The 19,228-nt window shown below is 54.8% G+C and carries 21 protein-coding genes and 1 pseudogene; 8 read left to right on the top strand and 14 right to left on the bottom strand.

What is annotated here, in order from left to right; all coding sequences use genetic code 11:
• Positions 1-467 precede the first annotated feature (467 nt).
• Positions 468-596: pseudogene (locus IFU29_RS22465) on the top strand (IS3 family transposase); the annotation flags it as partial.
• Positions 597-606: 10 nt separating this feature from the next.
• Here the strand turns inward: IFU29_RS22465 and kptA are convergent.
• A complete protein-coding gene (kptA, locus tag IFU29_RS06470) occupies positions 607-1,149 on the bottom strand; it encodes an RNA 2'-phosphotransferase (RefSeq protein WP_191933207.1) in 543 nt (180 codons plus the stop codon).
• Between the two features lie 367 nt (positions 1,150-1,516).
• Between kptA and IFU29_RS06465 the strand changes: the two genes are divergently transcribed.
• The gene (locus tag IFU29_RS06465; RefSeq protein ID WP_191933206.1) at positions 1,517-2,848 is read left to right on the top strand and encodes a carbohydrate porin; all 1,332 of its coding nucleotides are present in this window, start codon (positions 1,517-1,519) and stop codon (positions 2,846-2,848) included.
• 30 nt (positions 2,849-2,878) lie between these two features.
• On the opposite strand, the gene IFU29_RS06460 is transcribed toward IFU29_RS06465, so the two are convergent.
• Both IFU29_RS06460 and IFU29_RS06455 read right to left on the bottom strand, forming a co-directional pair.
• Positions 2,879-3,241 (bottom strand): NUDIX hydrolase, encoded by a 363-nt coding sequence (locus IFU29_RS06460; RefSeq protein ID WP_191933205.1) that lies wholly within the window; start codon positions 3,239-3,241, stop codon positions 2,879-2,881.
• 9 nt (positions 3,242-3,250) lie between these two features.
• Positions 3,251-3,835, bottom strand: a complete 585-nt coding sequence (locus IFU29_RS06455; RefSeq protein WP_191933204.1) for a GDP-mannose pyrophosphatase — start codon at positions 3,833-3,835, stop codon at positions 3,251-3,253.
• A gap of 83 nt (positions 3,836-3,918) precedes the next feature.
• Between IFU29_RS06455 and IFU29_RS06450 the strand changes: the two genes are divergently transcribed.
• Positions 3,919-4,668, top strand: coding sequence for a DeoR family transcriptional regulator (locus IFU29_RS06450; protein ID WP_191933203.1), 750 nt, complete (start codon positions 3,919-3,921; stop codon positions 4,666-4,668).
• Between the two features lie 5 nt (positions 4,669-4,673).
• Here the strand turns inward: IFU29_RS06450 and mdtG are convergent, their stop codons facing one another.
• Complete coding sequence (mdtG, locus tag IFU29_RS06445) at positions 4,674-5,909, bottom strand: multidrug efflux MFS transporter MdtG (RefSeq protein ID WP_191933202.1); 1,236 nt, start codon at positions 5,907-5,909, stop codon at positions 4,674-4,676.
• A gap of 135 nt (positions 5,910-6,044) precedes the next feature.
• Entirely contained in the window at positions 6,045-6,965 is a 921-nt protein-coding gene (locus IFU29_RS06440) for a Kdo(2)-lipid IV(A) acyltransferase (RefSeq protein ID WP_062743766.1), read from the bottom strand.
• Between the two features lie 207 nt (positions 6,966-7,172).
• Here IFU29_RS06440 and trhO point away from each other — a divergent pair, with 207 nt between their 5' ends.
• Positions 7,173-8,225, top strand: a complete 1,053-nt coding sequence (gene trhO / locus IFU29_RS06435; RefSeq protein ID WP_137268871.1) for an oxygen-dependent tRNA uridine(34) hydroxylase TrhO — start codon at positions 7,173-7,175, stop codon at positions 8,223-8,225.
• A 45-nt stretch (positions 8,226-8,270) separates the two neighbouring features.
• Here trhO and IFU29_RS06430 read toward each other — a convergent pair whose 3' ends face one another.
• Positions 8,271-8,846 carry a YceI family protein gene (locus IFU29_RS06430; protein WP_062743892.1) on the bottom strand — a complete coding sequence of 192 codons (576 nt, stop codon included), beginning with the start codon at positions 8,844-8,846 and terminating at the stop codon, positions 8,271-8,273.
• Positions 8,847-8,866: 20 nt separating this feature from the next.
• Positions 8,867-9,421: a cytochrome b gene (locus tag IFU29_RS06425; RefSeq protein ID WP_191933201.1), complete on the bottom strand. Its 555-nt coding sequence runs from the start codon at positions 9,419-9,421 to the stop codon at positions 8,867-8,869.
• A gap of 598 nt (positions 9,422-10,019) precedes the next feature.
• Here IFU29_RS06425 and proP point away from each other — a divergent pair.
• A complete protein-coding gene (proP, locus tag IFU29_RS06420; protein ID WP_191933200.1) occupies positions 10,020-11,498 on the top strand; it encodes a glycine betaine/L-proline transporter ProP in 1,479 nt (492 codons plus the stop codon).
• A 61-nt stretch (positions 11,499-11,559) separates the two neighbouring features.
• Here the strand turns inward: proP and solA are convergent, their stop codons facing one another.
• The 7 genes from solA to grxB form a co-directional block, all read right to left on the bottom strand.
• The gene (gene solA, locus IFU29_RS06415; RefSeq protein ID WP_191933199.1) at positions 11,560-12,675 is read right to left on the bottom strand and encodes an N-methyl-L-tryptophan oxidase; all 1,116 of its coding nucleotides are present in this window, start codon (positions 12,673-12,675) and stop codon (positions 11,560-11,562) included.
• A 107-nt stretch (positions 12,676-12,782) separates the two neighbouring features.
• A complete protein-coding gene (bssS, locus tag IFU29_RS06410) occupies positions 12,783-13,037 on the bottom strand; it encodes a biofilm formation regulator BssS (RefSeq protein ID WP_062743761.1) in 255 nt (84 codons plus the stop codon).
• Positions 13,038-13,266: 229 nt separating this feature from the next.
• Entirely contained in the window at positions 13,267-13,554 is a 288-nt protein-coding gene (locus IFU29_RS06405) for a hypothetical protein (protein ID WP_191933198.1), read from the bottom strand.
• Between the two features lie 195 nt (positions 13,555-13,749).
• A complete protein-coding gene (dinI, locus tag IFU29_RS06400; RefSeq protein ID WP_062743759.1) occupies positions 13,750-13,992 on the bottom strand; it encodes a DNA damage-inducible protein I in 243 nt (80 codons plus the stop codon).
• Positions 13,993-14,127: 135 nt separating this feature from the next.
• Positions 14,128-15,180, bottom strand: a complete 1,053-nt coding sequence (gene pyrC, locus IFU29_RS06395) for a dihydroorotase (RefSeq protein ID WP_191933197.1) — start codon at positions 15,178-15,180, stop codon at positions 14,128-14,130.
• A gap of 136 nt (positions 15,181-15,316) precedes the next feature.
• Positions 15,317-15,880 (bottom strand): lipoprotein, encoded by a 564-nt coding sequence (locus IFU29_RS06390; RefSeq protein ID WP_191933196.1) that lies wholly within the window; start codon positions 15,878-15,880, stop codon positions 15,317-15,319.
• 152 nt (positions 15,881-16,032) lie between these two features.
• Positions 16,033-16,680, bottom strand: a complete 648-nt coding sequence (gene grxB, locus IFU29_RS06385) for a glutaredoxin 2 (RefSeq protein WP_191933195.1) — start codon at positions 16,678-16,680, stop codon at positions 16,033-16,035.
• Between the two features lie 262 nt (positions 16,681-16,942).
• On the opposite strand from grxB, the gene rimJ reads away from it, so the two are divergent.
• The 3 genes from rimJ to IFU29_RS06370 are packed head-to-tail and all read left to right on the top strand — an operon-like array spanning position 16,943 to position 19,115.
• On the top strand, positions 16,943-17,536 hold the full coding sequence (gene rimJ, locus IFU29_RS06380) for a ribosomal protein S5-alanine N-acetyltransferase (RefSeq protein WP_191933194.1): 594 nt from the start codon (positions 16,943-16,945) through the stop codon (positions 17,534-17,536).
• 8 nt (positions 17,537-17,544) lie between these two features.
• Entirely contained in the window at positions 17,545-18,195 is a 651-nt protein-coding gene (locus tag IFU29_RS06375; protein WP_191933643.1) for a DUF480 domain-containing protein, read from the top strand.
• Positions 18,192-19,115, top strand: a complete 924-nt coding sequence (locus IFU29_RS06370) for a Gfo/Idh/MocA family protein (protein WP_191933193.1) — start codon at positions 18,192-18,194, stop codon at positions 19,113-19,115. Before IFU29_RS06375 ends, IFU29_RS06370 begins: the two co-directional genes overlap by 4 nt.
• The last annotated feature ends 113 nt before the right edge of the window (positions 19,116-19,228 follow it).

Raw genomic sequence — 19,228 nt, 5'->3', positions numbered from 1 at the left:
TAAGGTGCTGTCCGGTGACGTAGTCGGCGACAGGAGCAATCTGTTAACCAGCCGCAAGCTGGATGGATGATTTTCAAGTGGCCGATGGGCATCAAAGTCATGCCGGTAAGATTTCGCAAATCGTCGGTTGTAATCGGCCATAAACTCATCAGTTGCTGACTTGCTCCGTAGTTAAGAACGAAGCTGAGGATGACGGATATTACGTATGGTGGATTAAGTGTGGGGTGACTTATTAGTACATCTGTTCTAATACCACATATTTTTTGATATTTCGGTTTTCAGACCATCAGCTGGTATTCTTCCTGTGTCAGGTTATCCAGGGATTCATGGGGGCGCTCACTGTTCTCTTCATTCAGCCAGAATGCACAGCTCCTGCTGCGCTATGTCCCACAGGGCGGCTTCGCTCAAGCATCTGACGCGCGTCAACGGATGTTCAGGCTCGCACGAGCGGGAGGTGATTACCAGACAACTGGAAGTCTAATTATGTGGCATCTGATATTAAAAATATAAAAGATCTGGGGGACGAGAAACCACGCATCAAACAGACCTTTTCCGACCTTGGTTTTAAGAACCGGGCACTCAAAAATGTTATCGAAATTTATAATTTCACTGAATAATAAACGTGCTGGCTACCGCTTTCGTCAGCCAGACCCCGTTATCAGCCTGATAAAATTTCATACCCTGCTTAAGCATTGCCAGCGCATCGATTTTCAGCACAGTGGGCTTCCCGTGTCGTTGTCCGACGCTGTTGGCGGTCGCTTCATCCGCAGATAAATGTACATACTGGCGCGATCCAGAGATTAATCCCTGGGTCAGTATCGACTCAAGAAACCGTGTGGCCGTGCCGTGGTATAAAACGTCAGGAGGCGTGCTTTCCTGATAGTTGATATCAACCTGCTGTGATGAATGTCCCTGCACGGCTCGGATCTTCAAGCCATCTTCTGAGAGTGAAAATCGTTTCTTATCACTGCTTTCAACAATGGACAGAATAATCTCTCGAGTGAGGTTTTTACTGTCATTTTTTGCACAGGCAATCAGCATATCGATATCTGCCCAGCCTTCGCTGTCTAAAGTTAAGCCAATGGCTTCAGGCTGGTGGCGTAATACGTAGCTCAAAAATTTACTGACGTCTGAAAGTGACTGACTCATAAACCTTAATCCCAATAAACAAATAACGTTCTGAAGCGGATTTTGCCTGCAGAACGCTCCCGATGCCAGAAAAGATAGTCGGGGAATATTAACTGGTGCTGACAGAACGATAAGCGTGCGGGGATCTGAATGAGTGAATGCGGGGAGATTGCATCAATGAAAATAATAAACCCGACAACAGTTTCCCTTTCTCAGCGCGACCCGCTTTCACCTGTGTGCTATAGCGGTATCTTCCGCACGTTTTCAGTAGGGCTGTGTTTCAGGAATATGGTTAATTAGCGCCGGGCAAATGATCTGCCCCAGCTCCGGCCATGGCCGGGCTGTTCACCACCTGTTTCAGGATCAGTGATAAGGAAAAATAAGACAGATGCGCAAACCTTCTTTCAAAACGAGCTTTACCGGGCTTTCCTTCAGCCTCCTTATTCTGGCAGCCCCGGCATTCGCCAGCGTGGCTCCGTTTGACCCCGACTCCCCCTGGCTGCTGGGTGACTGGGCGGGCTATCGCAAGCATCTTGCCGATGAGGGCGTAGACTTCCAGGTGGGTTACACCACGCAGTCGGCGGCCAACCTGGCCGGCGGCTACCGCACCAGCACCACGATGCGTTATGCCGATCAGTGGACGTTCGGCAGCAAGCTGGATCTGGAAAAATTGCTGAACTGGCAGGGCGGCCAGTTCCAGGCCACCCTGACCAACCGTAACGGGCAAAATCTGACGCCCTATATCAACGATCCCCGCACGGGGGGCCTGTCGAACGTGCAGGGTATTTCGGCACGCGGTGACTATTTGCGCCTGACCCAGTTCTGGTTAAACCAGAAGCTGCTGGATAACTGGCTGGAGGTCAAACTGGGCCGGGTGACGACCAATGAAGATTTCGATACCGCCAGCGTCGGGATGTTTCAGAACTGGGCAATGGGCAACGGGCAGCCGGGTCACTGGCGCAACGACCGCTGGTTTAACGCCCCGATTTCTCAGTGGGGGGGCAGGGTAAAGCTGAATCTGCCTGATGACGTCTATTTACAGGTCGGCGTATATAACCAGAACAAGGCGAACGACACTAAAGCGAACGGGTTCCGTTTTGATATGGGCCACGGCGAAGGGAATCTGGTTCCGGTAGAGCTGGGCTGGACGCCACAGCTGGGCCAGGAGAAACTGCCCGGCAACTACCGGCTGGGCATGTTCTACAGCTCAACCAAAGGGGGCGACTTTCACACCTGGCACGATGGCGGGTATGGTAAAACCAAAAAGGCATACGGCGGCTATCTGCTGGCCGAGCAGCAGCTTTTTGCCATGGACAGGGACAAAAGTCGGGGTCTGAGCGTCAGCTTCCAGTATGTGATGAACGACCATCGCACCGCGAGACTGGATAACTACCAGTCGCTGGCGCTGGCGTGGAAGGGGCCGTTTGATGCACGCCCGGGTGATGAAGTCGGCGTCGGCATGGCGCGTATTCACGTCAACAACGACTACACTAAAATGCGCAATCAGCAGAACGAGGATCGGGGCGTCAGTGACTATAACGACCCGGCTTACCTGCCGTTGCAGCAGGGATCAGAGTGGAACTATGAGGTCTATTATAATGTGAAGGCCACCCACTGGCTGAACGTGCGGCCAAACTTACAGGTGATCACTAAACCGGGCGGCGTACGCCAGGTGAATGACGCGCTGGTCGGGGGGCTCGCAGCAGATATCAGCTTCTGATGACAGGGGGCCATCCGGCCCCGCTTCAGGTCAGCACTGAGGCACCTCATCCAGATGGTGATAAATCGTCAGCCCCAGTTCACGGCCAATGCGCACATCGTTATCTGCTCCGTGCGACTCGCCCGGTAAACGCAGAATGGCGTCACAGTGGCCGATTAAACGGTGTGCGACCGGATATAAATACGCTTCACTGATCGCATCGCCAATCTTCTGCGACCCGGCAATCCGCGCCAGTGGAAACGCCAGCCACTCGCCAATCAGTGGAATATGCCCTTTCTGGTAAAGGGCTAACGCAGCCTGTTCCATGCGTTCAAGGTTGGCATGGATCAAGTCTTCCCGATCGCCCGTGCCGCTACGTACCGGGCCTGCTACCAGAATTTGCAGTGATTTCATAAGGGTTTCCTAAAAATTAGGGTTAAGGGCCAGGTGCTGGATCAGCATGATGGTTTTGGCATCCATAATTTCGCCGCTGCGCACGGCTTCCAGTGCGCGGGAAAAGGGCCACTCCAGTACTTCGATATCTTCGCCTTCCTCCGCAACACCACCGCCGCTTCCCTGACGGTCGTCGTCAGAATATTCGGCGATAAAGAAGAACAGTTTTTCTGTCACTGAACCGGGGCTCATATAGGATTCGAAGACTTTTTCGATGTGCGTGATGCGAAAGCCGGTTTCTTCTTCCGCCTCGGCAATAATACGTGCTTCCGGCGAGGCGTTATCCAGCAGGCCTGCGGTAGCCTCAATCAGGAAACCGCTGTGGCCATTCACGAAGACGGGGAAGCGGAACTGGCGGGTGAGTACCACGGTTTTGCGGGCTTTGTGGTACAACAGCACCACGGCACCGTTACCGCGATCGTAAGCTTCCCGGTTCTGTTCCTGCCAGCTGCCGTCACGGCGCAGCAGTTCAAAGGTGTATTTTTTCAGGGTGTACCAGTTATCCGACAGCAGCTGCTCTCGGATGTTGCGTACGCGTTTCTGCATGTTTTGCATGTTTGTGCCCATAATGAGGTGACAGATAACACGCTAACACGCATAATCGTGCAATATCAAGATCAATCGTGAAGGGGATAAGGGTGCTTTCCAGCCAGCGCAAACAGCAGATTCTGGCCATGCTCGACCGTGAGAAGCAGGTGCTTTCGCGGGAACTGAGCCAGCATTTTGCCGTATCAGAAGACTCTATCAGGCGGGATTTGAGGGAATTAGCTGCAGAGGGATTACTGCAGCGGGTTCATGGCGGTGCGCTGCCGGTTTCGGCCGCCATCGCACCGTTTGAAACGCGCAAAAGCGTGCAGATGGACTCTAAACGGCGCGTCGCGGAGAAGGCCGTCGGGCTGATCCAGCCGGGTCAGGTGGTGATGATTGACGGCGGCACCACCACGGCAGAGATGATCCGGCGGCTACCTACCGATTTTGCCTTTACGGTCGTGACGCACAGTCCGGGTGTGGCGGTGGGGCTGGTGGACTATCCGCTAATCGATGTGATTATTATCGGCGGTCAGTTGTATAAGCATTCTGTGGTGACCACCGGAGCGGCGATGATCGAGGGGATCCGCCGTATCAATGCCGATCTGTTTTTTATGGGGGTGACCGGGGTACACCGAAGCGCCGGGCTCACCACCGGCAGCTATGAGGAAGCGTGCGTCAAACGGGCGCTGGCAGAACGGGCTGCAGAGACGGTGGTGCTGGTGTCCCAGGAAAAGCTTAACTCCGCCTCGGCGTTCGTCATTGGCGACCTGTCGCTGGCCAGCACACTGGTGGTCGATGAGTGGCCCGATGAAGAGATGTGCCAGCGGCTGCATCAGTTGCAGATTGGTCTGGTCTGACCGGGCTATTCCTCGCGTACCACCATACGTTCACTGCGCCGGCGCAGTGTAATCCAGGTGTAAAGTACGTTAAACAGGACGATGCAGGCTGTGACGATAAACACTGCACGGAAGCCAAAATGTGCTGACACGGCGGCCCCCATCAGCGGGCCGGTCACGTTTCCGATATCGCGGAACGACTGGTTATAGCTGAAAACGCGGCCGGCGACCTGATTGCTGGCGTTATAAAGCAGCAGGGACTGCACTGCAGGCAGCAGCGCACCGTCGGCCGCCCCGAGCAGGAAGCGCAGAATGCCCAGTTGCCAGGTGTTCTGCACAAAGGCCATCGGGATCAGCAACAGCACGGAGAGTATCAGCATGGTGATCAGAATGCGCTCCGGCCCGATCCGGTCGCCCAGTCTGCCGAGGCGCGGCGCACTCATCAGGGCTGCCACACCCGGCACTGAGGCGATCATTCCGCTGATAAACGCCAGATTAGCGACGTTGCCCGCCAGCTCGCGGACGTAAAGCGTCAGGATCGGTGCAATAGATCCGGTAGCGACCTGAATAATCAACGTAGTGACAAACAGCGCCAGTACCAGACGGGGATTTTTCAGCGAGGTCAGCACCTGGCGGGCATGCAGCATGTCTTTTTTCTGCACCGGGATAAAACTCTCACGTACGCAAAACAGCGTCATCAGAAAACAGGTAAACAGCACTGCAGCGGTAATAAAGAATACCGGACGCAGGCCGAAGCTGTCGGCCAGCAGGCCGCCGATCAGCGGGCCAATCAGCGCCCCGCTGACGGCTCCGGTGGAGAGCCAGCCCAGCGCCCAGCCGGTCTTACCGCGCGGAACCTGCGTGGCGATCAGGGCGTTGGCGTTGGGAACAAATCCGCCGAGCAGACCGAGCAGGGCGCGCAGCGCCAGAAACTGCCAGATCGAGGTCGCCATGCCCATCAGCATCATCACGATAGCCATGCCCAGTGCCGAGCGCAGCAGCATGATTTTTCGTCCCTTACGATCCGCCAGTCCCCCCCAGAAGGGCGAGGCAATAGCCGAAAAAAGGAACGTGATGCTGAACACCAGACCTGACCAGAGATTCAGGGCCTGCGGGTCGGTGATGCCCAGTTGCTCAACGTAAAGCGGCAGAAAGGGCATGACCAGACTGAAGCCTGCGCCGGTCAGAAAACACCCTATCCAGGTGACGAACAGATTTCGTTGCCAGTGGATGGCGATAGCGGGGACATCGGGGGTAGACATAAAGTAAACAGTAACCTTATCAGCAATCAGCTTAACCAGTATACGCTGATATCAGGCGACTGAACGGCGCGCAATCAAAAAAATGAAAAACCGTTTCAAATAATGAAACAGGCCGGTAGTCCGGCCTGCAGGCTGTTAATAGAGAGAGGGTTGCCCCTCAGGGCGGGTTTTAAAACGGCGGTGCAGCCACATATACTGATCGGGTGCCATTAAGATGCCGTGTTCAATAATTTTATTCATGTGTGCTGCCGTGGCGATTTCACTGTCCAGTGGAATGCCGGTCTGCTCAGGGAGGATCACCATCTCATACCCTTTACCCGATGGCAGGCGGCGCGGCACGAAAGGGATGACCGCCGGGTTGCCGCTGCGGATCAACAGGTAACTGCCTTTGGTGGTCGCCGCCTGTTCAACGGCAAACAGCGGCACAAACACGCTGCTTTTTGGGCCGTAGTCGTGGTCCGGGGCGTACCAGATAATATCCCCCTTTTTCAGGGCGCGGATCATGCCTTTCAGATCTTTGCGATCGAGCATACTTTTATTGGAACGCATACGTCCCCAGGTCTGCAGCCAGTCGAGCAGGGCATTATCATTGGGACGGTATACGCCAATGCCGGGATTATGAATACCGAAGATGCGCGCACCCAGCTCCAGGGTGAGAAAATGGATACCAATCAACAGCACTCCTTTCCCGTCAGCCGCCGCCTGGCTGATATGCTCCAGCCCGCTGACACTGAACCATTTTTTAATCCGCCAGTCAGGCCAGAACCAGGCCATGCCGGTTTCAATCAGCCCCATACCCAGCGATTCGAAGTTACGGCGGACCAGCGCCTCACGCTCGGCGGCAGGCATCTGTGGGAAGCAGAGCGCCAGGTTACGCCGGGCAATGGTGACGCGGCTGCGCAGGAAGCGCATGGATAACCTGCCCAGGCCGCAGCCAATATAATAAAGCACCGGGTAGGGCAGCAGCACCAGCAGGTAAAGCAGGATAATACCGAGCCAGGTAAACCAATAACGGGGATGCAACAATGCACGATTGAACTGAGGCAGCTGGGTCATGAGTTTCCAGATCGTAAAAAAAAGGGGGCTATTATGAAGAAGTTTAAAGTTTATTTATGGCCTATTGTGCCATTTTTCTTAGTGTAGTCGAAGTTTTCGGCGGCAGACGCGGAAAGAAAACTTTTTTCGGCTAAGGACAAGGTGTGGCGGCTCGGGTATGATAGCGCCGAAAATTTTTTCCTCTCCTTGAATACAGGAACGTACACCATGCCAGTGTTACATAACCTTGTCTCCAATGAAGAGCTGAAGGCGCGCATGATGGCCGAAACCGAGCCGCGAACTACAGTCTCTTTTTATAAGTATTTCACTATCGACGATCCCCGCGCGTTTCGCGACGCCCTGTATATTGCCCTGACCCGGCTGAAAGTTTTCGGTCGCGTTTATGTGGCTGCAGAGGGCATTAATGCCCAGGTCAGCGTCCCGGCCAGCCAGTACGAGACCATGAAAGCTGCGCTGTATGACTTCCATCCTGCGCTGGATAACCTGCGTATGAACATTGCGCTGGACGACGACGGTAAATCCTTTTGGGTGCTGCGTCTGAAAGTACGTGACCGCATTGTCGCTGACGGCATTACAGATGACAGCTTCGATGCCAGCGATGTCGGGGCCTATCTGAAGGCAGCGGAAGTGAACGCCATGCTGGATGATCCGCAGGCGGTCTTTGTGGATATGCGTAACCACTATGAATATGAAGTGGGGCATTTCGATAACGCGCTGGAGATCCCGGCGGACACATTCCGCGATCAGCTGCCCATGGCCGTCGATATGCTGCAGCAGGATAAAGATAAGAAGATCGTGATGTACTGTACCGGGGGGATCCGCTGTGAAAAAGCCAGCGCCTGGATGCGGCATAACGGTTACGAGAACGTGTACCATATTGAAGGTGGCATCATTGAGTACGCCCGTCGCGCCCGTGAACAGGGATTACCGGTGCGGTTTAAAGGCAAAAACTTTGTCTTTGATGAGCGGATGGGGGAGCGTATTTCTGAGGATGTTATCGCCAACTGCCATCAGTGCGGCGAGCCCTGCGATACCCACGTTAACTGCCTGAATGATGGCTGTCACCTGCTGTTTATTCAGTGCCCGAGCTGCGCCAGCAAATTCAACCACTGCTGTAGCCCGATCTGTATGGAAGAGCTGGCGTTACCGCCTGAAGAGCAGCGCGCCCGACGTGCGGGGCGTGAGAATGGTAATAAGATTTTCAACAAATCCCGTGGGCTGTTGAGCACCACCATGCACATCCCTTCGCCGGAAGAGTAACGGTGCAGGCGTCATCATCGCGGACGATGATGACGCCACAATCATTTACTGGCGCACACCTTCGACAGAAATCATCAGTTCGACTTCCTGCGAGGCCGGACCTAAATCGGACTTAATATTAAAGTCTTTCAGTGCGAGGTTACCTGTGGCTTCAAAGCCTGCACGGTAGCCACCCCACGGATCTTTCCCTTCGCCGGTCAGCTTAGCCGCCAGTTTCACCGGTTTGGTCACGCCGTTCAGCGTCAGGTTACCGTTAACGGTCAGGCCGTCACCCTGCTTTTCCACGCCGGTAGAGACGAAGGTCGCCTGCGGGAATTTGCTGGCATTCAGGAAGTCCGCGCTGCGCAGGTGTTTGTCACGCTCGGCATGGTTGGTATCTACGCTGCCGGTTTTGATGGTGACATTCACTTTATCTTTAGCCGGATCGGCTTCGTCAAAGGTGAATGCGCCATCGAAATCTTTAAAGGTACCGTACAGCCAGCTGTAGCCCAGATGCTTGATGCGGAACTGGACAAACGCGTGCTGCCCTTCTTTATCAATTTTATAGTCAGCGGCAGACGCGGTGCCGGCAGTCATTAACAGTGCGGCAGTAGTTAAACCCAGAATACTTTTCTTCAGCATGGTGTTCTCCATTTCTGTGATTAATCGATGCGGTGACCCAGCATCCTTTTTAACGTGATATCGCGATCGATAAAGTGGTGTTTCAGTGCGGCCAGCGCATGGATCACGGAAAGGATCACCACGCTCCAGGCCAGCCAGAGATGAATATCGCCAGCCAAATCGGCCTGTTCGCCCAGCCCGGCAAATACCGCCGGAACCGGCAGTACCCCAAAGACATCGATCGGCTTACCTTCCGCCGTCGAGATCAGATAGCCGCTGATTAAAATCGCGAACAGGATGCCATAAAGCAGAAGGTGGGCAGCGACCGCGCTGTAGCGTACCAGCGGGGTATAACTGGCAAGCGGCTTCGGTGGTGGGGAGACAAATCGCCACACCACGCGCACCAGCATCACGGCAAACAGCACCATCCCAATGCTTTTATGCAGCTCCGGGGCTTTGTGATACCAGGTGTCGTAATAGCCCTGCGTGACCATCCACAGACCAAGCGCAAACATGCCATAAACGGTTGCCGCCACCAGCCAGTGCATAATGATGCTCACTGAGCCATAACGAGAGGCGCTATTTTTCAACTGCATAGGGAAATCCGCTTGTGAGAATTTTCAGTAAGACTGACCGGGTACCTGAGCAAAATCAACAAATAATTTTACTGGTTAGTAAATTCATTAATATTGTGAAATATTTTGAATGATGCGGGAGGTTATCGACAGTTAATCAGAAGGCGAAGTCGGATTTGTGACAGTATGAGACGGCCATATCAATGATTATTCCGTCGCTGTAGTAAATATCATGTTCTGATTTTTTGCTGTTATTCTCAGCGAATGTCAGTTTTTTGTCACGTTGTGTCAATATCACGCTGATGGTAATTGTTATATAAATTTATGTATTGTGGGGGTGAGGGGCAGGAGAGGGCAGCGCGCCGTCTGGCATTAAACCATAATGGCAACGTGTAAAACGGTGGTTGTGCCACAAAACAGCGAATGCTGCGCTTAACTTGAAGTTTTTTGGAATATTGTCTACTGTAAAGGAGTGTAAGTCACAGACGTTATAAGATTTACCGTTCATGACCATTCTGACTTTGCTGCGTTATAGCTTTCTTCCCCTTTGTTTTTCCCTTCTCTGTCAGGCGACGAAAGCTATGAGGCTGCTCACTTACTGCAACACCGGGAGCGCTCAATGGGTACGACATCAGAGGGGCAACAGCCTCATAAAAAGCATTTCTGGAATAAAGATAAATCGGCCAGGCCGGAACTCAGCGTTGACGATATCACTATTGTGGATAAATCAATGCTCAAGCGTGCCGTCGGAGCGGCCGCCCTCGGCAACGCCATGGAGTGGTTTGACTTTGGGGTTTACAGTTTTCTTGCGGTGACCATCGGTAAAGTGTTTTTCCCCGGCGGCAGTCCGGCAGCACAGCTGCTGGCCACCTTCGGTGCCTTTGCTGCCGCATTCCTCGTACGTCCGTTGGGTGGGCTGGTGTTTGGTCCGCTGGGCGACCGTATCGGCCGCCAGAAGGTGCTGGCGCTGACGATGATCATGATGTCGATCGGCACGTTCTGCATCGGGTTGATACCCGCCTATTCCACTATCGGTATCATGGCGCCGGTGCTGCTGCTGCTGGCACGCCTGTTGCAGGGCTTCTCTACCGGGGGCGAGTACGGCGGAGCGGCCACTTTTATTGCCGAATACTCCACCGATAAGCGCCGGGGCTTTATGGGCAGCTGGCTGGAGTTCGGTACACTTGGCGGTTATCTGCTCGGGGCCGGACTGGTGACTGGCCTGACCGCGGCGATGCCAGAGTCCGCGCTGCTTGACTGGGGCTGGCGCATTCCCTTCTTTATTGCCGCGCCTTTAGGGCTGTTTGGGCTGTATATCCGTCTGAAGCTGGAAGAGACGCCTGCCTTCCAGAAGCATATGGAAAAGCAGGAAGCGCTGGAACACAGCAAGCCGCGCCTGACGCTGTGGCAGATGCTGAAAAAGTACCGCGCTGCCATGCTGAAGTGCATTGGTCTGGTGCTGCTGTTTAACGTCTCTAACTATATGATGACGTCGTATATGCCAAGTTACCTGACGGGGATCCTGGGCCTGAGCGAGCTGAGTTCACTGCTGCTGATTATGGTGGTGATGTTTGTGATGATGCCGCTGACGCTGTTCTGGGGACACTGGAACGACCGCCTGGGCCGTCGTCCGGTGATCTGGGGCGGGGCCATCGCGCTGATCCTGCTGGCGGTGCCCTGCATGCTGCTGATCGGCACGGGCAATCTGTGGCTGGTGTTCCTTGGCCTGATTATTCTCGGCGCGATCCATACCTGTTTCAGCGGCTCCATGCCGGCAACGCTACCCGCGCTGTTTTCCACCGATATCCGCTACAGTGCGCTGGCGATTGGTTTTAACCTCTCCGTCTCGCTGTTTGGCGGGACCACGCCATTAATCACCACCTGGCTGGTAGAGAAAACCGGCAACCTCCTGATGCCCGCCTACTACCTGATGGGCGCCGGGGTGATTGGAGTGATCACCGTTTTCACCCTGCGGGAAACAGCACGTAAGCCCCTGCGTGGTTCAGCTCCGTCGGTAGGCAGCCGCGCTGAAGCACAGCGACTGGTGGATAAGCTGCGTCTGCGCGGTCGAAAGCCCCGTCCCGCTGACGGTAAGTAACCGCCAGGCAGAAAAGCAAAAGGGCTCCCGTCGGGAGCCCTTTTTTTCATCCTGTCTGTGGCTATCGAAAGCGCGTCAGCGAGAAGGGGGTTAAATCAAACTCGCTGCTTTTTCCCTGAGCAAACTGCGCGGCAATCTCTCCCAGTACGCTGGCAAATTTGAATCCGTGACCGCTCAGCCCGGTGATCAGCATCCGGTCAGGTTCACCGGGGAAGGTATCAATAATGAAATCTTCGTCCGGCGAATTATCATAGGTACAGGCCTCACCGCGCAGGCAGACGCCAACGCCGGGCAGGAAGGTGCGCATAAAGTTGAACAGCTCACTGCCGTCTTCCGCCACGCTGCCAAAGGGTTTACGCCCTTCCGGCGAATCGATCGGCTGCCCGCCTTCATGCCGGCCGATTTTGATGGCGTTATTATCAGCGGGAAAACCGTAATAGTGGATCCCATCCTGCATCTCAACGGTAAACGCCGGGAATTGATTATTCTCGCTGTAGCGCCCGTCGGCCTGATGCCAGGCGAAGACTTTACGCACCGGGGTGACCGGCAGGGCAGGATAGAGGCTTTTCACCCAGGTTCCGGCGCTGATCAGCAGCTTGCGAGCGCGATAAACACCGTCCGGCGTGGTAACCGCCTGCAGTCCCTCTACCGTATCAATCTGCGTCACGCCGCAGTTAAACAGCTGCGCACAGCCCGCCTCTTTCGCCAGGCGGATCCAGCTTTTCACGGCAATTTCCGACTTCAGATAACCGGACTGAGGTTCAAACACGCCAACATAGCCGTCGGGGACGCTGATCTGTGGCCAGCGCTGGCTGATTTCCACTTCGTTGAGGATCTGCACGTTGAGCGCAAACTGCTCTGCACTCTGGATGACATTTTGAATAAATTCAGAGGACTGGGGAGCCAGATTCAGTACCCCGCTGCGCTGCATCACCCGCTCGCCGCTTTGCTGCTCCAGCTGATCCCACAGCTGCTGGGCACGAAGCACCATCGGCACGTAGCGCGCCCCTTCGCCGTAGGCATGGCGGATCAGCCGACTTTCACCGTGATGACTGCCTTCGCGGTGCGGGGGATGGTGACGATCGATCATCAGCACTTTCAGACCGGCCTGGGTCGCATACCATCCCGCAGCCGCGCCGACGGAACCACTGCCCACCACAATTAAATCGTAAACCATCGCATCAGCCTCAGTTAATCAAGCAATTGCAGCAGAATACCAAATTATTGCGGACATGAAAAAGGCACCCTGTTGGGTGCCTCTGAGAAACATCGTTCCGTCACAGATTAGTGCTTTTTGTAGTCACGATCCTGGTATTCAGTCGCTTCTATCTTGGCAATGCCAGCTTCAAGGATGGAGATAAATTGCCTTGCCACGTCCGTGGTCAGCCAGTAGGTCTGACCGACTTCTGCATCTTCCGCCTGTTGCTGGTCAGAAGAGAGCGAGTGTAAACGGATCATCATGGCATCATAGCTGTCTACGGTACTGATATCCCATCCGATGAGGGGATGTGTCTGGATGACCTCTTTGTTTCTGTCCATTATAACCCCCTTATTACTCGTGAATGATGGCAACGAAGTGATTTATCGAGGTTCAATGCGTTTTTTTTCTTAGAGCGTTCTAATTATAACAGGACTTTTTTTGTTCGCCGATGTAAATCTCGCGCTGTTTAAAAAAACGGCGCTATTCATCCGGTAATTAAACCTCAGCAGGGCGAAAAATAATCACCCTGCAGGGGACGGCGCGATTAATTCGGCTGTGAAAATGCACTCATATTTCTGGGGTAGAGAGTGCATCCGGAGAGGAGGGCAACACCCCTGAACGTTTTTCCAGTTCCCCGGCCAGACGGATGAAATGTTTTTGCAACTGTTCATCACGATTCTGGTTCTGCCCCTCCAGCTTTAAACTGTGAATTAACAGTTGATTAGCTTTATCATCAAGGCAAAAGGAGAGGGTGGAAAAGGCATTTTCTAATACTGTCAGACGGCGTTGCTGTTCGCCAATCATGGCCAGTAGCTCACCAAACGTCATCGCCTCTTCTGGATTATCGGCAGCCATAAGAAAAACCTCAGTAATTAATGTCAGGCTCAGAATAAGATATTCTACCCGTTGCGTCTATCGGTGTTCTTCAGCAAAAAAAAGACGTAAAAAAGCCGGATAGCGTATCCGGCGAAAATGGCACAATCGTTATTTATCCATTCTGCTTCAGGCCGCAGAGGGAGTCGCCGCAACCGCAGCGGCAATGCGGATTATTCAGGATATAAACCAGTCGTCAGCACTTTCCCAGGTTTCCTGCAAAATATCGCTGATCTGATCTTTGGCTTCTTTTCCGCCGCCCATCACCGTCAGGTTGTTGGCACCGGCGTAGCGTACAGAAATGGTATTGCTGCCGTCAGGAAACTGTTTGTCGATTCTTTTGCTGAGTTCCTGCGTGAGTGCATCAATGGCACCCGCAGGCAGCGAGGTGGTTTTTGCTACAGTGACTTCAATACGCATGATAGCCTCCGGTTGAATTACTGTAAATATATACAGTAATTCAGCCGGGTGCAATCCTTTTTACCGGGGACCGGGGAGTAACCGAAAATGCGGGCCCCCTGCCGCCTGCAGATAGCGGCATCTGTCTGGCAAAAACTAAACCACAACCCGCCAGTTCAGCGTTTCGCCCGCCAGGAACGGCACCAGCGTATGGCCGTCATCGCCAACCGGGACCGCGTCGGCCACGGTCCAGGGCTGGCGTACCAGCGTCACGGTACCTTCATTCAGCGGCAGCCCGTAGAAGCGCGGCCCGTTTTCAGCGCAGAACGCCTCAAAGTGGGCCAGCGCCCCAATCTCTTCAAAGACGGTGGCATAAGCGGCCAGCATGGACGGGGCGTTAAACACGCCGGCACAGCCGCAGCTGGTTTCTTTACGGTCGCGTGTGTGGGGGGCGGTATCGGTACCGAGGAAGAAACGTTCATGCCCGCTGGCAACCGCATCGCGCAGCGCCTGCTGGTGGATATTGCGCTTCAGGATCGGCAGACAGTAAAGGTGCGGACGAATACCACCGACCAGCATGTGGTTACGGTTGAACATCAGGTGCTGTGGGGTGATGGTTGCGCCGAGGAAACGATTGCCTTCCAGCACGTAAGCGGCCGCTTCTTTGGTGGTGATATGCTCGCAGACCACTTTCAGCTCCGGGAACTGCAGGCGCAGCGGATGCAGAACCGTCTCAATAAACCGGGCCTCACGGTCAAAGATATCAATGTGCGCATCAGTCACTTCACCGTGGATGAGCAGCGGCATGCCGATTTTCTGCATGCGTTCCAGCACCGGGGCAATAGCGGTAATGCTGGTGACACCGTGTGCGGAGTTGGTCGTGGCGTGCGCTGGATAGAGCTTCGCGGCGGTAAAGACCCCTTCACTGAAGCCGGTCTCAATTTCGTCCGGGTCGAGACCGTCGGTCAGATAGCAGGTCATCAACGGAGTGAAATGATGGCCGGCAGGGACAGCGGCCTGAATTCGTTCGCGATAGGCGCGGGCGGCGGCCACGCTACTGACCGGCGGCACCAGATTAGGCATCACGATGGCGCGACCACAGACTTCACTGGTAAAGGGCACGACCGCCTCCAGCATCTCCCCGTCACGCAGATGGATATGCCAGTCGTCAGGGCGGCGAATAATCAGTTGCTGAGGTTGTGTGGTCATGCGATATGCTCCGGCAGAAAGGAAAAAGGCAGGTTTTGGCCGGGTACTAAGGATAGGGATAAAGCGCGGGGAATGCACCAGGTTTATGCGAAGGGGGGGAAAAAACGGTACGGGCTTGCCCGTACCGTTTTGTCGATCAGTCGGTGAAGGGGATTACCAGTTCGCCCGGTTTCACTTCCAGCCCTTTGGCAAAGCGTTTCGCCAGCGACTCCGCCTTGCTGCGGTCAGTGCTCAGGACATAAGCCGGTTTTTGATTAAAGTAATTTTTCAGCGACTCATTAAGGTACGGGGTCAGCGTTTTCAGCACGCCTTCCATCTTCTTCGGCTGCACCGTGACATCGACCAGCTCCATGTCTTTCAGATAAATGGCCCCTTCCTGCTGGTTGAAAACCGGCTGCGCTTTCATTTTCAGCGTCATCTGCGCCTGCTGCGGGCCAAACAGGGAGCTGATATTCACATCTGCTTTACCGGTCAGCGTGATTTTATTCGGCTCTTCACGGCCTATCTGGCTGGCGAGATCCTTCAGCGTAATGTGCGCGTCGGCGAGACCGGCGACACCAATATTTTTTTCATAATTATTATGCTTAACCAGCGCCTGGTTAATTTCCTGTTCGCTGATGCTGTACTGGGCGATCTGATTGCAGCCACTGACCAAACCCGCTAACAGTAAAGCGCCAAGGCCAAAAAGTGTTTTTTTCATGTTGTTCCTCTGTTTTTAATCACCGGACGATCCCGCCGGAGCAGGGGAATAGCATGCACCACTCAGGCCGGTTCGTCACCAGGACAACGCTGAGAGAAACCGCAGGAAATGACAACGGGATGTGTCGGGCCGCCATACGACGGCCCGGCAGGTCAGGAGGCAGAAGAGGAGAGCAGAGTAACCTGAGTCTGTTTAGCCATATTGTCACGGTAGTCGGCCACGCGGCTTGGGTATTCGACGCCGGCAACCAGCGTCAGCGAGCGCAGCAGAGGGAACAGATGAATATCGTCCAGCGACAGTTCACCGTTCACAGCATTGGGTTTCACAATCAGCTTATCGAGCTTACGCAGGTCGTCATTGATATTTTTGATCCAGCCTGCGGAGTGCTCACGCAGTTCGGCAAAGTCACCGGCGACCGCCTGCTTCTTGTTTTTGAAATAGGTACGGGCTTCCGGCGTTGAGAATTCAGCAAAGGGGGCTTCCGCCACGCGCGGATAGAGCAGCTTATTCACATAGCTATGAACATGACGCAGCCAGTCTGTAATGGCCGGATTGGTTTTCCCGGTCAGCAGCGGCTCTCCGTCCAGCCGATCAATATACTGCACGATATCCAGGCTTTCCGGCATACAGCTGCCGTCGTCTTTCATCAGGATGGGGGCCATTTTCTGGCCGATCAGCCGGTTTGGCGTGGCTTCGTCATCGTTCATCATAACGATGAGCTCAACCGGGAGATTTTTCAGACCGAAGATCATACGGGCTTTAACGCAGAACGGGCAGTGATCGTAGATATAAAGTTTCAATCGGTTCCCCTTAGTCGTGATAACGATGAAAAATCCATCAATTACCTGAATGTATTAAAGAAGTATGGAAGAGAACACGGCATAGGGCAAATTCACACCGGATTTTCACGGTTTTATCGTCAATTTCGCGATTTTTTATCCGGCACTATTTTACCCGGGTTCGCGATGGCGGTTATAGTGAAGCAACAGGAATTCCGTGCTGTTTACTGCCGGTGGCTCCCGTTGAAGAATGTTATTTTGGCCAGAGATTTCAGGAGATAAGATGTTTGGCTACCGTACTGCCGTGCCGAAAGTGCACCTGACTACCGATCGTCTGGTTGTCCGTCTGGTCAATGAGCGTGATGCCTGGAGACTGGCTGATTACTATGCTGAAAATCGCGCTTTCCTGAAGCCCTGGGAGCCGGTCCGTGACGAAAGCCACTGCTATCCTTCCGGCTGGCAGGCACGGCTGGGTCTGATAATGGAAATGCAGAAACAGGGCAGTGCCTTCTACTTTGCCGTCATGGACCCGGATGAGAATGAGATCCGCGGCGTGGCGAACTTCAGCAACGTGCTGCGCGGCTCGTTTCACGCCTGCTATCTCGGCTATTCACTGGGCGAGAAATGGCAGGGGCAGGGCATGATGTTCGAAGCGCTGCAAAGTGCCATTCGCTATATGCAGCGCCAGCAGCGAATGCATCGTATTATGGCCAATTATATGCCGCACAATCAGCGCAGCGGCGGATTACTGGCCCGCCTCGGCTTTGAAAAAGAAGGCTATGCCAAAGATTACCTGATGATTGATGGCCGCTGGCAGGACCATGTCCTGACGGCGCTGACCTCCCATGAATGGACGCCGGAACGGCGTGGAGTATAACCCTGATGATCAAAACGCCCTTAACCGCCACTGAAGCGCGGGTGATCGGCTGCCTGCTGGAAAAACAGGTCACCACGCCGGACCAGTACCCGATGTCGCTGAACGGCGTGGTCACCGCCTGTAATCAAAAGTCGAACCGTGAACCGGTCATGTCCCTGAGCGAGAGCGAAGTGCAGAATACGCTCGATCTGCTGGTTAAAAAACATCAGCTGACGGCCCTCAGCGGCGTTGGCAGCCGGGTAGTGAAGTATGAGCAGCGTTTCTGTAATTCTGAGTTCGGCCAGCTTAAATTTTCTCCGGCGCAGGTCGCGGTGATTGCCACCCTGCTGCTGCGTGGGGCCCAGACGCCGGGTGAGCTGCGTACCCGCAGTACGCGGATGTATGACTTTGCCGATGTGGGGGAAGTGGAGCAGGTACTGGAGCATCTGGTGCAGCGCGAAGAGGGGCCGCTGGTGGTCAGACTGGCTCGTGAACCGGGCAAGCGTGAAAGCCGCTACAGGCACCTGTTCAGCGGTGACGTGGAGGAACAGACACTGACCGCCAGCCCCGGCATTGAAACGGATGGAGGGCTGGAAGCGCGCGTCGACACCCTCGAACAGCAGGTCGCGTCTTTACAGCAGCAGATTGACCGGTTACTGAACGCACAGGGGGCGGAATGAGCGGACTGAAAGTCGGTATCGTCGGGCTGGGAGGGATAGCGCAGAAGGCCTGGCTGCCGGTGCTGGCCCGCACCGACGGCTGGCAAATTGCCGGGGCTTTTTCACCAAATCAGGCAAAGGCGCGGCCGATCTGCGACAGCTATCGTATTCCGCTGCTGGCGACCCTCGACGACCTGGCTGCGGCCAGCGACGCAGTATTCGTTCACAGCTCTACCGCCAGCCACTATGCCATTGTGGATCGCCTGCTGCGTGCCGGTGTGGATGTCTGCGTGGACAAACCGCTTGCGGCCACCCTGAGCGAGGCCGAGCGGCTGGTGGAACTGGCTGACAGGCGCGGGCGTAAGCTGATGGTGGCGTTTAACCGCCGCTTTGCACCGCGCTACCTCCAACTGAAAGAGGCACTGGTGCAGCCTGCTGCTATCCGCATGGATAAGCACCGCAGCGACAGCGTCGGCCCACAGGATCTGTTCTTCACGCTGCTGGATGATTACCTGCACGTGGTCGACAGTGCGTTGTGGCTGGCGGGTGGGGAGGGGCGGCTCCTGAGTGGGACGCTGCAGACAAATGACAGCGGGCAGATGCTGTATGCCGAACACCATTTTAACGCCGGTAACATCCAGGTGACCACCAGTATGCATCGCCGTGCAGGGAGCCAGACCGAGCGGGTGATGGCAATCGATGACGGTGCCGTCTATCAGGTTAGCGAGATGCGCGACTGGCAGCAGGAGAAAGCGGGGATGATCAGCGTGGATCCAACCCCCGGCTGGCAGACCACCCTGGAGCAGCGCGGTTTTGTCGGCGCAGCGCACCATTTTATCCGCTGTGTGGAAAATCAGACAATGCCGCAAACCAGCGGAGAACAGGCGTTAATCGCCCAGCGTATGGTGGAAAAACTGTGGCGTGACGCCGAGCGGGAATAGGCGGCTGTAGGGGCTGACCTTCTTTTGTGGTCAGCCCTTTTCAATGACGATGCAGGCCGGCGCAGACAGGATAAAACCCGTAACAATCCGCAGTGGTTATTTCCTTTCACTTC

The sequence above is a fragment of the Erwinia persicina genome (genome assembly GCF_014838825.1).
Taxonomy (GTDB): Bacteria; Pseudomonadota; Gammaproteobacteria; order Enterobacterales; family Enterobacteriaceae; genus Erwinia; species Erwinia persicina_A.
This window is presented reverse-complemented; position numbering and strand designations above follow the sequence as displayed.

Bases quoted from the DNA above. Each gene is read 5' to 3' on its own strand.
- bssS (WP_062743761.1), bottom strand. From the start codon at position 13,037: ATGGACAGAAACAAAGAGGTCATCCAGACACATCCCCTCATCGGATGG.
- trhO (WP_137268871.1), top strand. From the start codon at position 7,173: ATGCCAGTGTTACATAACCTTGTCTCCAATGAAGAGCTGAAGGCGCGC.
- mdtG (WP_191933202.1), bottom strand. From the start codon at position 5,909: ATGTCTACCCCCGATGTCCCCGCTATCGCCATCCACTGGCAACGAAAT.
- IFU29_RS06440 (WP_062743766.1), bottom strand. From the start codon at position 6,965: ATGACCCAGCTGCCTCAGTTCAATCGTGCATTGTTGCATCCCCGTTAT.
- rimJ (WP_191933194.1), top strand. From the start codon at position 16,943: ATGTTTGGCTACCGTACTGCCGTGCCGAAAGTGCACCTGACTACCGAT.
- IFU29_RS06405 (WP_191933198.1), bottom strand. From the start codon at position 13,554: ATGGCTGCCGATAATCCAGAAGAGGCGATGACGTTTGGTGAGCTACTG.
- IFU29_RS06455 (WP_191933204.1), bottom strand. From the start codon at position 3,835: ATGCAAAACATGCAGAAACGCGTACGCAACATCCGAGAGCAGCTGCTG.
- IFU29_RS06390 (WP_191933196.1), bottom strand. From the start codon at position 15,880: ATGAAAAAAACACTTTTTGGCCTTGGCGCTTTACTGTTAGCGGGTTTG.
- IFU29_RS06465 (WP_191933206.1), top strand. From the start codon at position 1,517: ATGCGCAAACCTTCTTTCAAAACGAGCTTTACCGGGCTTTCCTTCAGC.
- dinI (WP_062743759.1), bottom strand. From the start codon at position 13,992: ATGCGTATTGAAGTCACTGTAGCAAAAACCACCTCGCTGCCTGCGGGT.
- kptA (WP_191933207.1), bottom strand. From the start codon at position 1,149: ATGAGTCAGTCACTTTCAGACGTCAGTAAATTTTTGAGCTACGTATTA.
- solA (WP_191933199.1), bottom strand. From the start codon at position 12,675: ATGGTTTACGATTTAATTGTGGTGGGCAGTGGTTCCGTCGGCGCGGCT.
- IFU29_RS06430 (WP_062743892.1), bottom strand. From the start codon at position 8,846: ATGCTGAAGAAAAGTATTCTGGGTTTAACTACTGCCGCACTGTTAATG.
- IFU29_RS06460 (WP_191933205.1), bottom strand. From the start codon at position 3,241: ATGAAATCACTGCAAATTCTGGTAGCAGGCCCGGTACGTAGCGGCACG.
- IFU29_RS06370 (WP_191933193.1), top strand. From the start codon at position 18,192: ATGAGCGGACTGAAAGTCGGTATCGTCGGGCTGGGAGGGATAGCGCAG.
- proP (WP_191933200.1), top strand. From the start codon at position 10,020: ATGGGTACGACATCAGAGGGGCAACAGCCTCATAAAAAGCATTTCTGG.
- IFU29_RS06425 (WP_191933201.1), bottom strand. From the start codon at position 9,421: ATGCAGTTGAAAAATAGCGCCTCTCGTTATGGCTCAGTGAGCATCATT.
- pyrC (WP_191933197.1), bottom strand. From the start codon at position 15,180: ATGACCACACAACCTCAGCAACTGATTATTCGCCGCCCTGACGACTGG.